A 13,363-nucleotide genomic window follows, 5' to 3' on the forward strand; every position below is an offset into this window, starting at 1 on the left:
ATTTATTAAATATACTGTAATTACAATCCTTATTTGGATTAATATTACACAGCACACTGTGTAAATTCATCATATATCATCTAATTTCTATTTTTAACAACAAATATATGATAAAACTACTATCAAGAACAAAAGTCGTTGCCCCCTCCCCTTTTTAATTAATGATAAATGATAGATGATGAATAATCCAATTTGTGAGATTACTCCATAATTTCTTTTAATTATTTTAATTATTTTTATTTTTTTAAAAATATAGCCTTTTCTTCCTTTATCATTCATTATTAATTTTTCACTAATTAATACTCTCACAATACTTGATATAACTAGGTTTAAGAAATTAATTTTTTATACTTTTTCAGACATAAAAAATAGAGACTCTTTTAACCATTAAACAAAAGAGTCTCTATATTAATTTTACTAATCTTGCTTTATATCCTTAAATCCTTCACCTAAAACTTCATGCACTTCACCTACTGCTATAAATGCTTCATGATCAACATCCTTTATATATTTCTTTAGTTTTATAAATTGTGGTCTGCTTAAAACAGCATATAGTACATTACTTTGTTCTTTTGTATATGCTCCTAACCCGCTTAAAAATGTACATCCTCTATCTAGTTCTGACATTATATATTGACTAATTTCATCATTTTTTTTGCTAATAATAAATATGCTCTTACTTACATTAAATCCTTCTATAAATCTATCTACAGTTATACCTAATAATATTACACTTAACATAGCATACATACCTATATCTATTCCAAATACTAATGCACTTGCAAAAGTTATTACAAAATCAACAACTAATAATGATTTTCCTATATCTAAATGAAAAAACTTATTTAGAATTTTAGCTAATATATCAGTCCCTCCTGTTGACGCATTCTCATTAAATATAATAGCCATTCCAACTGCTGAAATTAAAGTTCCAAAAATTGTTGCTATTATTAAATCGTTAGTTATTGCGACAGGTTTCAAAAATTTTTCTATAAACCATATAATCAAAGATAATCCTAAACTTGCATAAATAGTCTTTACACCAAAATTTCCATCTATAAACATAAATGCAACAATAAATAGTAATCCATTTAAAACAAATGTAGTCGCACCTATAGATAATTTAGGAATAATAGCATTTAAAACTATTGCTGCACCAGTCACCCCTCCTGCTGCAAGATTATTGGGTACAAAAAAATATTCCACTGACAATGCCACTAGAATTATACCAATAGTTATAACTATATACTCCCTTAATAATTTAATACTCATTTTAAATTCCCCCTACATTCGTATATTATTTATATTGTCTGATATTTATATATATATTATTCAAATTTTAATTTTGAAAAAATTATAACTTCATAAATTGTAATTAGACACTTTGTAAATATTTTAATTTTATTCCTTACTCTTTATATTTTAATACTAAATAAATAAAAATACAGGTCAGTAGATTATAATAAAATCTTCTTTCCTGTATTTAAATATCATTATGAAATTAAAAAATAGAAAGGTTATATATACTTGCCTATTAGGCACATTTCAATAAATGACAAATTAGACTTGTTATTTATTTTCACGTGCCTTAAACTATAATCTACTTTTTAAGAGATATAGCTTCTTTAGCTCTTTTCACTATATTTTCTGTTGTTAAGCCATATGCTTGTAACAATTCATTTGGTTTACCGCTTTCACCAAAAGTATCATTTATACCAACTTTTAATACTGGTACTGGATATCTTTCTGTTACAACTTCTGAAACAGCTGATCCTAGTCCACCAATTACACTATGTTCTTCAGCTGTAACTATTGCTCCCGTTTCTTTTGCTGCATTAACTAATAATTCTGTATCAATTGGCTTTATTGTATGTATATTAATTATTGTTGCATCAATGCCTTCCTTAGCTAATAAATCTTTAGCTTCTAAAGCTAATTCAACCATCATACCAGTAGCAACAATTGTAACATCCTTACCTTTTGCTAATGTTATACCCTTACCAATTTCAAATTTATAATTAGTTTCATCATTTATAATATTAACAGCTAATCTTCCTAATCTAACATAACAAGGTCCATTATAATTTGCTATAGCTAAAATTGCTGCTTCTGTTTCTACTGCATCAGCTGGATTAATTACTGTCATGTTAGGAATACTTCTCATTAATGATATATCTTCAACTGATTGATGTGTTGCTCCATCTTCTCCAACTGTTAAACCTGCATGAGTTGCACATATCTTAACATTTAACTTTGGATAACATATTGAATTTCTTATTTGTTCAAAAGCTCTTCCTGCTGCAAACATTGCAAAAGTACTAGCAAATGGAATTTTACCACAAGTTGAAAGACCAGCAGCAACTCCCATCATGTTTGATTCTGCTATTCCCATATTTATAAATCTTTCTGGTGCAACAGCTTTAAATTCAGCTGTTTTAGTTGATTTTGATAAATCCGCATCCAATACAACAACATTTTCATTTAAGTTTGAAAGTTTTACTAACGCCTTACCATAAGCCTCTCTAGTTGCTATTTTATTACCCATTAGTTTTCCCCTCCAATTTCTTTTAACGCTTGTTCACATTGCTCTTTACTAGGAGCATTTCCATGCCATCCAGCTTGGTTTTCCATAAATGAAACACCTTTACCTTTTATTGTGTTACATACAATAACAGTTGGTTGTCCTTTCACTTGTTTTGCTTTTGAAATTGCATCTCGTATTTCATCATAATTATGACCATCGATTGTTAACACATTCCATCCAAAAGCTTCAAACTTCTTATCTATTGGACCTGGATTCATTACATCTTCAATGTTTCCATCAATTTGCAATCCATTATTATCCACAAAAGCAGTTAAATTATCTAATTTATAATGTGCTGCTGACATTGCTGCTTCCCAAACTTGACCTTCCTCAAGTTCCCCATCTCCTAAAATTGTAAATACTCTATAATCCTTTTTATCAAGTTTTCCTGCTATAGACATTCCAACAGCTGCTGAAATACCTTGACCTAATGAACCAGTAGACATATCTATTCCTGGTATATCATTCATGTTTGGATGACCTTGTAATCTTGAATTAATTTTTCTTAATGTATTTAATTCTTCTACATCAAAATATCCTTTTCTAGCTAAAGCACTATATAATGCTGGTGCTGCATGACCCTTTGATAAAACAAATCTATCTCTATTAGGATCATTTACTTTTGAAGAATCAATGTTCATTTCTTCAAAAAATAATACAGCTAATATATCAACTATTGATAATGAACCACCTGGATGTCCTGATGCTGATTCAGTAAGCATAGATACTATGTCTTTTCTCATTAGCTTTGAAATTTCTTCAAGCGTTTTTTTATTATTCATTATAGAACCCCCTATTATTAATTAATTTTCTTATTTATAATATGTTGTATTCTTAGTATATTTATTCTAACATATAAATTTAGTTGTGTATATACTACTTGTAAATGTGATATACTTTTTCTTATTACTTCCCCTTAAAGTATACTATAATAAAAACAAAAAGAACACTATGATTCTTTATTCATAATGTTCTCGTCAATTAATAATATTTATCTTTCTTTATATAATTATAATTAATAAAGTAATTTATTTTATATTTAAATTCAAACTAACAGCTAATGCTTTATCAACTTTTTTCATATCTACTTCAGTCATATGTCCAATTTTTTCTTTTAATCTTCTTTTATCCAATGTTCTTATTTGTTCCAATAAAACAACAGAGTCTCTATTTAAACCATATTCCTCTGAAGAAATTTCAACATGAATAGGTAATTTAGCTTTATTAATTTGAGATGTTATTGCTGCTACAATAACAGTAGGACTATACCTATTTCCTATATCATTTTGTATTATAATAACAGGTCGTATTCCGCCTTGTTCTGATCCTATAACTGGACTTAAGTCAGCATAGAAAATTTCCCCTCTTTTTACCACAATGTTTGTCATTTTTAATAATCACACTCCGCAAATCCATGCCTCATACTCATTAACATCATCTAACATATATTCAAAACCTATTTTAGAATACTCTAAGTTAATTTCAGCCATATCTTCATAACCCTTTTTCATAATTCGCTCAAACTCAGCTGAAATTCCCTCGTTAATATATTGTATTAACGACTTCTCCATAACTCCACTACTTTTTATAATTTTCTTCTTTTTTATATTTCTTATTTTCTCATTTTTAATATGACTTATATTAATGATTGACATAAATTCGCCTCCATAGCAGCAAAAAATTCTTTTTACTTCTATAATTATATTGCAGATTATGTCAATTTGTCAAAGGATTTGTACTCATTTATTTCAATCTTCTTGAATTTTTTCTTTTTTTTTCTATTTTTTTATTTTTTAGACCTCTTATAAATTCTTTTTTTGATACAAAGCATGTTATGACTGTTACTGAATCAAAATAACCTTTTGTTTTAATTTCATTAATATATGACATTTTCATGTTTCTAAGCTACTACAATAAGATATGTTTTAATATGTTCTTCGTAGTAATATATCCCTCTGTGTATTATAGGTAAAGTTTATTAGTTCTTTCTCTTTACAAATTTTTCTTTATAACTTATGTATGTACCACCTATCAGTACTTCTTTGTTTATTACTTTGTTATATAATGTTAATGTTGGCTTGAAATTTATTTTATTAAAGATTATATTGCTTGTCCTATCATTGTAGCCTAATATGTTTTAGTGATACTTAAATAAAACATTATAGGCTAAAACTTATAATATATGTTCTAAATTTTTAGTACATTGTTTTAGAATAAAATATATATTCTATAAATCATTGTTTTCATTAAAATAAACTATCTGCTAAACTTTTTTCTCTCTTAAATTCCTTATAAGTTACTATAACTCTTTCTTTATCTTTGTTATCTAATATTTTTAATAAAACGGGAACTTTATTTTGTTTATCTATATAAAATTCTGCTTTATTTAAATGTTGATTTTTACTATTATATTGTATATTGATTTTTAAGTACTCACCTTCTCCCCAATCAGCTTTAACTTCTTCAACATCTCCAATAATCGGATTAGATAATATATTTTCTATAAATGCCAATGGATAAATCACATCAATATCTTTATCAATAGTATATTCATCATCTTGACTTCCTTCTAATTTAATTTCGCCACCCTTATAAACCTTAACTCGTTCATACCCATCTTCAAATTCTATTCTTGAACCTTTATCCGCATCATAATATTGAGTTGTTTTCTCATTAAACTGAGATTTTGGATTTTTAAAAGTATATTCAACCTGACTGCTATAACATTTTATATTTCTAATTTGATCTATTATTTGTTCATTAGTCGGTGCAATCATTTGTCTTCCAAAAATAATCATTAAAATTATTAATATTGGAATAATAATTAAAATACCCATTATTAGTTTATTCCGAACTGAGAATTTTTCAGAATTCATAACTCCTCCAAAGATTTATTAATACGTTATTAATATTATGAAACTCCTTGGATTTTTATTCTTAATTACTCACTAATAATATTATTAATTTGTTTAGGCAATTCATTTATAATATCTCTTGCATTTACTATGTAAACCTGATCACTAAGCTTATCAGGTATATATCCATGAATGTACGCACCTAAAAGGGCTGATTCTTTCAATCCAATTCCTTGCGAAATAAATGCATTTATTATACCCGTTAATGCATCTCCCATTCCCCCTGATGCCATCTTGCTATTTCCTGTAGGATTTATATAAATATCTTCTCCGTCTGAAATTACAGTATTATATCCCTTCAATAAAACAGTTATCCCATATCTCTTAGCAACTTCCTTTGCTATACTCGATCTATTCTCTTCTATCTGTTCAATACCCATATCTAAAAATCGAGCCATTTCTCCTGGATGTGGAGTAATAACTGCTCTTCCTTTTAATTTTTTTAATAATGCTTTCTTTCTTGCTAGCAAAGTTATTCCATCTGCATCGATTACAATCGGACAACTACTATTATCTATAACTTTTTCTAATAAACTTGCTTCCCTATCACTTGTACCTATACCTGGTCCAAATGCAATAGAATTAGCATTTTTTATAAGTTCAATTAATCTCTCATCTTCCCAAGTTATCGTCATAGATTCTATTAATTTATTTGATAATTCTTCTTGAACATCTTCATTACATATTAATGTAGTAAGTCCACTTCCTGCTCTAACTGTACACTCTGTTGTAATAAATGCAGCACCTGTAAATCCCTTTCTTCCAGCTGCTATTACTGCTCTACCGTAACTTCCCTTGTGACCATATACCTTTCTTTTAGGAACTAATTGTTTATATTCATTTTTCTCTAAAATATAAAACCCATCTGAATTTGACTGTTTAATATGTTCTGGTATCCCTATTTTCAATACTCTTACATCTCCAACACAGCCAATCGCTTGATAATTTAAGAATCCTTTCTTAATTACTTCAAACGTATACGTATAATCTGCCCTAACTGAAATTCCTCTCTCAATCCCTAAATTACAATCTAATCCCGATGGAATGTCGATTGCTACTATACATTTTGCATATTCATTAACATACTTTATTGTTTTCTTAAACATACCAGTTAATTCTTTATTTAAACCCACACCAAATATTCCATCTACTGTTATATCATAGTTTTCTAAATCATTAACCATGACATCATTAATATCATCTTCTGATCTTATAAATACAATATCCTCTTTCTTAACTAACCCTTTTAATATATTAAAATTAACTTTAAAGTCATCTGAATACTCTTCATCCTTACTTATAATATAAACTTTAACGTTTTTTCCTGCTATAATTAAATGTCTAGATAGTGCTAAGGCATCCCCTCCATTATTTCCTTTACCACATAATATTAGAAATGAACTCCCTTTATCTTTTATATTATCAAATATACCAATTGCGGCATTTTCCATAAGTATAATCCCTGGTATTCCTAATTCCTCAATTGCTTCTTTGTCCATGTTTTTGCACTTATCACTCGAAAAAACTTCAAACATTATATTGCCTCCATAATTGCATAAGCTATAGCATTCTCCTTACTATGTGAGATACTTATGTGAATATTAATATCCTTTAAATCTAATAATTCATAGATTTTATCACTTAATTTGACAACAGGTTTACCTAATTCATCTCTAAGAACCTCAATATCCTTTAACCCAAATCCTCTAAACCCAGTTCCTATTGCTTTGCTTATTGCTTCTTTTGCTGAAAAATTACCGGCTATAACATTTGCTTTTAATCCTTTTGATTCAAAATATTTTATTTCATTGCTAGTAAATGATTTTTCAATAAAACTCGGAGTTCTTTGTACAACTTTTTCTATTCTGTAAATTTCTATTATATCTATGCCAATTCCAATAATCATATTTATCTCATCTCCTTAGTAATATCTTACCACATACTGACATAAATATTTATTAATTAGAATTTATCTGCTATTTACATATTGCTTATTTAAGCCTACATCAAATTCATATACATGTTGATCTGCATATTCTCCAACAACATCTAAAAGATGAATTGGTGACACTTGATTATTATATAATTTTATAAGAATTTGTTTTACTTTATGTCTGTGTGCTGAAACCATATCAATTCTTTCTCTCTCCAAGTTTACATTCTTTAGACCAATATAATCCTTTCTTTCAATTTCTATTCCATATGCATCTATTCCATTGTAATCTTTTTTTGTTAATCTATAAGTATATCTAAACTCTATATCAGTATCTTTATTAATACATATATATTCCTCAACTAAATTCATGCTCTTCTCAACTCCTTTAAATAATAATCATTATTTAAATACTATCACATGGACTGCTAAGAAAATGTCAAAGCATGTACTATATTTCAAATAATTATGTTTTCTTTATTGACAATAAAACTATTTGATTTAGCTTTTGCTACATTTGCAGTCTATAACTTATTATTATTACAACTTTTTCTTGTCGAATATCAAATTATTTTATCGACAAAATGATTTTTTGTTAATTTATATTTCCAACCTAAGATTACAATATAAGAATTTTATTCTTAAAAAAAATAAAGTAGTTGTGCCCCCTCCTTTATAACTATTTTTCTAGCTTTATACTTTTCCACCCTTATACAATATCATCCTTAAAGCTATATACAATCAGACTTTCAGTGTTGTAAAGTTTTATAATTTCCTCTGTACAATAAAAAAAGAGCCTCAAGCTCTTTTTTATCTCATAATCTCATTTAATTAACCACAATTGAAAAACAATCCTCATATATCGTTTACAATAATTATATCATACAAATTTTTATATTCAATATTTTTTATTATTTTATAGTTTATTTACTTATTTTACACATTATTCAAAAATAATTTTACATATACATACACAATCCTATTAAAACAAAATAAATCTAATTGATTAATTAGATTTATTTTGTTTTATGATTAACTTTAGTAAAAATACTTATTTAAAATTAAATATTAAAATTTTATGCTGAATAATCGCATACGCATTATATAATTATGCTATTAATCTTTTATATAAACTCAGTCCACTAATTTGCAGAAACATTTTCTTCTATCTTTCTATGATCAAGGAATTTAAAATCCTCTGCAACTACCTCTGCTATATATCGTTTATTTCCATCCTTATCTTCATAATTTCCTGTCTTAAGTCTTCCACTTACAGTTATACAACTTCCTTTTTTCATATACTTACATATAACCTCAGCCTTTTTCCCCCATACTTTAACTGGTATGAAATCAGCTTCCCTAGTTCCATCTGGTAATCTAAAATTTCTTTGTACTGCAATGGTGAATCTTGTATATATTTTTTCTCCATTTTCAGTATGCCTTAGTTCAGGGTCCTTAACAAAATTCCCCACTAATATTATTTTATTCATATTGTACCTCCTGAATAATTATTTGTTTAAATTTATATCCAATCCTACAATTTATATTCAATAAAATACAAATGAAAATAATTTTCCTTATAGTTAAGTAATAACTCACCTAAAAATAGCAAATCTATTTGCCATGCTATTTTCCATCATCAGGTAAACTTTGGACTCGTTATTTATTTTCATGTGCTTTAGTCTAGTAAATTACTACTGTCATTAATTTGATCTGTAACAAAATTTATTTCTACTCCTAATATAAATATCATAGACACTAAAAATAACCATGTCATTAAAATAAATACAGCTCCAAGGCTTCCGTAAAATCTAGAATAATTAGTAAATCTATTTATATAAAATGAAAATCCGAACGAAATTAGTATCCATCCTATTGTACTAAATACTGCTCCTGGAATAACTTCATTCCAGGTAAGTTTTTTTGCTGGTGCAATCCTATATATTGCTGCAAATATAAAAATCATTACTATAAATACAAATGCATATCTAAATGCATTCCACACAACTACTATTACATAATAAACAGGAAGCATTTTTCTCATATAATCAGCTATAACACCGCCAAATACTAACATAACTAATGCTAATAAAATAATCATAGCTATAGATAATATTCCTAGCATTGAGATAATTGATATTTTTATAAACGACCTATTTTCTTTAAAGTTATATGCTTTATTAACTCCCTTTATAACAGCTTTAAATCCAGTTGATGATGTCCATATCATTAGTAAAATTGATAGCCATAATAATCCTTTATACTGATTATCAAAAACTTCCGTAATAGTTGATCTAGTCAAATCCACAACACTTTTAGGAAGTATTCCATTCACTCCATTTAATATATCAACTGAGCTCAAACTACTAAATCCAACTAATGTCATTAGAAATAGAATGAATGGAAAAAAAGATAACATTAAGTAATATGCTAGTTGAGATGCTAATGCAAAAATATCATCATTCTTAATCTTAATAATAAGATGTATTAATAAATTAATTTGTCGCCTTATCTTTGATTTTATCTTATTCATCTAATCACCATTTCTTATTTTCAACTTTTTAAGGCACATGAAAAAATAATAGATTAATAATATGCTGAAAATATTTTATGCCAGACAAAAAAGTAAATTCTGCTCATGCGCCTATTAGTAGAATTTACTGACACAGTATAGTGTAAAATAGTTAAGCATAATGGTCCATTATTTTTTGATTCTGCCTAAACTTAAAATGTTCTTAACTTAATATATGTCTATAATATATAGTATCAATATTTAATGGAATATATGCACAAAAATAAGCTATTGTAAAATTATTCATAACTAATTTTACAATAGCTTATTTTCTTAATTAAATAAAATTTTCTTCTTGCCTAACTAAAATATAGACTAAACCTTTGTTATATTATTTATTTTCATGTGCCTAAAGTTTAGTTTTTAAAAAAGCAACTAAATTATTTACTGTAGCCATATCTTTTCTTTCTAAATCTGTTGGTTGAAGCTTTAATCCAAAAACTTCTTCAATCTTTAATAATACTTCTATAATTCCTAATGAATCAAGAAGCCCTGCTTCAAATAAATTTTCATCTCTTTCTTCTTCAATATCATCATTACCTATAACATCAACTAATATTTTTACTACTTTTTCTTCCACTAATACCATCTCCTATTTATTAAATAAATATCCTGAAAATAATAGTAATCCAAAACAAGCTATATGAAATGTTACTACTATTTGAACGCACTGAAACCACTTCTCTTTTTTATGAGCTTTATAAAATTTTGATCTACGTTCATATATATCTGTCAATACTAATGCTAGTCCTTGATACAGACCATAAATTATATAAAACCATTTTAATCCATGCCAACATCCCATAATAAACATAGTTAAAATTTGACCTACATGAGATGCAATGATTCTATTCTTAAATCTCTTTTTTCTTAAACTATTTAATATAAATCTTGAGTATATATAATCTCCAAACCATCTTGATAAAGATATATGCCACCTATTCCAAAATTCCTTCATACTTTTACTTAAAAATGGTTTGTTAAAATTTTCTGGTGTTCTTATTCCTAATATGTAACTGGCCCCTACAGCAAAAGCACTATACCCTGCAAAATCAAAGAATAAGTATAAACTATATGCATACATATAATTTATAGAATTTACAAAAGTTATATCTGTTGGAATTTTAGTCATCCATAGAGAATTTATAAGATCTGCAAGTACAAACTTATAAACTATTCCTCTAATAATGTGTTTAATTCCATCTTCTAAATAATTATTTATATATTCTTTTCTTAATATCTTTTCTTCTAAATCTTTATTAAATCTTCTTGATCTATCCACAGGACCTGATGATAATGTAGGAAAAAATATAAAGAAATACAATGTTTTTAAAATATTTACTTCCTCTATAGCTCCATCATAAATTTCAATAATCATTTGTATAGCTTTAAAATTCAAATATGAAAGACCTATAAATCCTAAATTAACAGTTTGTGTTAGACCACTTAACTTTGATATAATCAAAGGCAACATTGAACAAAACAATGCTAAAAAATATATATATTTATTATCGGTTTTTTTTCTAATTGCATAATATGCTTTTATTAGTACAATTTGTCCAACTAAAAATAATGGAAATAACTTACCAAATCCCATAATGGCAATTACCATAAGAACTGATAAAAATGCACCGTAGTATTTAATTGGTTTTTCTAATATACCTAAAATGATAGCTGGTATTAGCGAGATCATTAATACATACAGATAAAAATAATCCCCATACTGAATTAATATCATTTTACAGCCTCCATAAGTTTTTTTCTATCAATTTTTCCATTTGTATTTAGTGGAAATTCCTTTAGTATTTTCACATTCCTTGGAATCATATATGATGGTATCAATTTTTTTAATTCATTTTTTATTAAAATTGATTTTTTTAAATTTGACAGTTCATTTTCTTCATTCAAAACTACAAATGCTGTTAAATGAGAAATTTTATGTTCTTCATTAAATACTGGAAATACTACTGCATTATTTATATTATTAACTTTTCTTAGATTGTTTTCTATATCTTCAATCTCTATTCTAAAACCATTTAGTTTAATTTGAAAGTCTTTTCTTCCACAATAATATATTATTCCCTCTTCATAATAAGCTAAATCTCCAGTTTTATATCCCTGCTTACCATCTGCCGATTTAAAGAAAGCCTTATTAGTCATTTCTGGATTGTTTAAATATCCCTTACTTACACTATCCCCTATGACAATAAGTTCACCCTTCTCTCCATCTTTAACTTTGTTACCATTTTTATCTATTATACTCAATTCACAATTTTCAATTGGATATCCTATTGGAATAGATTTTTCCGATTCTATCATTTGTTTATTTATATCAATTGCTGAAATTAAAACTGTTGCTTCTGTAGGACCATACCCATTTATAATCCTAGCCTTTGAAAATCTTTTTGTTAATTCACCAATTAATTTTTTAGTTAGCACTTCTCCTGCAAATACAAAGCTTGTTAAATCGCTAATTTTTTCATCATTAAAATCATCAAACTTACTACACATTTCAGCTAAAGCTGGAGTTGAAACCCAACAATCAATATGTGAATTAATTAGCTGATTAAATAATTCTTTCAAATCCTCTAAAGTATCTTTATTTAAACTAAATAATGTTTTTCCATTACCTAATCCTATATATATAGGAATTACTGATACATCAAATGAATATGATATTTGATTTAATATTGTGTTTGGACTTTCATCAAAATTAAGATACTTTTCAAACCATTGTGTAAATGAATCAATATTTTTCTTGCTTATTTGTACTCCTTTAGGTTTTCCTGTACTTCCTGAAGTAAATAATATATAGCAATTATCATCATCTTTTACCCAAGTATCTCTAGATAAATTTGATATTTCACATTTCAATATATCTTTCAATTGGTCTAAATTTATTTCTAATGCATCATGTGTTTTTAAATTATTCTGCGTAAAATTAAATATAACTTTAGGATTGATTTCTTTAATTATTTGGTTAACTCTTTCTTCTGGAAATGTTATATCTAATGGTACATATGCTCTTCCCGATTTTAATGCACCGATCATTATCGGCAAAATTTCATTTTCTTTATTTCCATAAATAATTATTGGCGTTCTGTCACTTTTAAATTCTTCCAATAAATATTTTGCTATTTTATCAGAGTTTTCGTTCAATTCTTTATATGTTAATTCATTTCCTAGACATTTAACTGCTGCTCTTTCTGTTTTTGCAAACTTCTCAATGCTATCTAATATCTTCATGATTCCATACCTCTAATACTATTAAAATTGACTATATACAAATGGCAAATCAGATGATGAATAAAAGAAATAAACTAGCAATGCGGCTACTAATACTATTGTTAATATTATTC

At 26.7% G+C, this 13,363-nt stretch carries 15 protein-coding genes; all 15 read right to left on the reverse strand.

The window, feature by feature from the left end:
• Positions 1-417: 417 nt before the first annotated feature.
• On the reverse strand, positions 418-1,272 hold the full coding sequence (locus CLSA_RS20735) for a YitT family protein (protein WP_022750495.1): 855 nt from the start codon (positions 1,270-1,272) through the stop codon (positions 418-420).
• 328 nt (positions 1,273-1,600) lie between these two features.
• The gene (locus tag CLSA_RS20740) at positions 1,601-2,545 is read right to left on the reverse strand and encodes a transketolase family protein (RefSeq protein WP_022750496.1); all 945 of its coding nucleotides are present in this window, start codon (positions 2,543-2,545) and stop codon (positions 1,601-1,603) included.
• Positions 2,545-3,366: a transketolase gene (locus CLSA_RS20745; RefSeq protein ID WP_022750500.1), complete on the reverse strand. Its 822-nt coding sequence runs from the start codon at positions 3,364-3,366 to the stop codon at positions 2,545-2,547. The genes CLSA_RS20740 and CLSA_RS20745 overlap by 1 nt, the downstream gene beginning before the upstream one ends.
• 246 nt (positions 3,367-3,612) lie before the next feature.
• Positions 3,613-3,972: a type II toxin-antitoxin system PemK/MazF family toxin gene (locus CLSA_RS20750; protein WP_022750505.1), complete on the reverse strand. Its 360-nt coding sequence runs from the start codon at positions 3,970-3,972 to the stop codon at positions 3,613-3,615.
• Between the two features lie 9 nt (positions 3,973-3,981).
• Positions 3,982-4,239, reverse strand: coding sequence for a hypothetical protein (locus CLSA_RS20755; RefSeq protein ID WP_022750509.1), 258 nt, complete (start codon positions 4,237-4,239; stop codon positions 3,982-3,984).
• Positions 4,240-4,327: 88 nt separating this feature from the next.
• Entirely contained in the window at positions 4,328-4,480 is a 153-nt protein-coding gene (locus CLSA_RS23265; protein WP_022750511.1) for a hypothetical protein, read from the reverse strand.
• A 350-nt stretch (positions 4,481-4,830) separates the two neighbouring features.
• A complete protein-coding gene (locus tag CLSA_RS20760) occupies positions 4,831-5,460 on the reverse strand; it encodes a germination lipoprotein GerS-related protein (RefSeq protein WP_022750515.1) in 630 nt (209 codons plus the stop codon).
• A gap of 65 nt (positions 5,461-5,525) precedes the next feature.
• Entirely contained in the window at positions 5,526-7,034 is a 1,509-nt protein-coding gene (locus CLSA_RS20765; RefSeq protein ID WP_022750517.1) for a bifunctional ADP-dependent NAD(P)H-hydrate dehydratase/NAD(P)H-hydrate epimerase, read from the reverse strand.
• The gene (gene acpS, locus CLSA_RS20770; RefSeq protein ID WP_022750521.1) at positions 7,034-7,405 is read right to left on the reverse strand and encodes a holo-ACP synthase; all 372 of its coding nucleotides are present in this window, start codon (positions 7,403-7,405) and stop codon (positions 7,034-7,036) included. Before acpS ends, CLSA_RS20765 begins: the two co-directional genes overlap by 1 nt.
• A 63-nt stretch (positions 7,406-7,468) precedes the next feature.
• Positions 7,469-7,804: a DUF6514 family protein gene (locus CLSA_RS20775; protein ID WP_022750524.1), complete on the reverse strand. Its 336-nt coding sequence runs from the start codon at positions 7,802-7,804 to the stop codon at positions 7,469-7,471.
• 770 nt (positions 7,805-8,574) lie between these two features.
• On the reverse strand, positions 8,575-8,922 hold the full coding sequence (locus tag CLSA_RS20780; RefSeq protein WP_022750527.1) for a single-stranded DNA-binding protein: 348 nt from the start codon (positions 8,920-8,922) through the stop codon (positions 8,575-8,577).
• A gap of 188 nt (positions 8,923-9,110) precedes the next feature.
• Positions 9,111-9,965 carry a YihY/virulence factor BrkB family protein gene (locus CLSA_RS20785; RefSeq protein ID WP_022750531.1) on the reverse strand — a complete coding sequence of 285 codons (855 nt, stop codon included), beginning with the start codon at positions 9,963-9,965 and terminating at the stop codon, positions 9,111-9,113.
• 388 nt (positions 9,966-10,353) lie between these two features.
• Positions 10,354-10,584 (reverse strand): D-alanine--poly(phosphoribitol) ligase subunit 2, encoded by a 231-nt coding sequence (dltC, locus tag CLSA_RS20790; protein ID WP_022750534.1) that lies wholly within the window; start codon positions 10,582-10,584, stop codon positions 10,354-10,356.
• 12 nt (positions 10,585-10,596) lie between these two features.
• Complete coding sequence (dltB, locus tag CLSA_RS20795; protein WP_022750537.1) at positions 10,597-11,742, reverse strand: D-alanyl-lipoteichoic acid biosynthesis protein DltB; 1,146 nt, start codon at positions 11,740-11,742, stop codon at positions 10,597-10,599.
• Complete coding sequence (gene dltA / locus CLSA_RS20800; RefSeq protein WP_022750541.1) at positions 11,739-13,250, reverse strand: D-alanine--poly(phosphoribitol) ligase subunit DltA; 1,512 nt, start codon at positions 13,248-13,250, stop codon at positions 11,739-11,741. Before dltA ends, dltB begins: the two co-directional genes overlap by 4 nt.
• Positions 13,251-13,363: the final 113 nt, after the last annotated feature.

This window comes from Clostridium saccharobutylicum DSM 13864, assembly GCF_000473995.1.
GTDB lineage: Bacteria > Bacillota > Clostridia > Clostridiales > Clostridiaceae > Clostridium > Clostridium saccharobutylicum.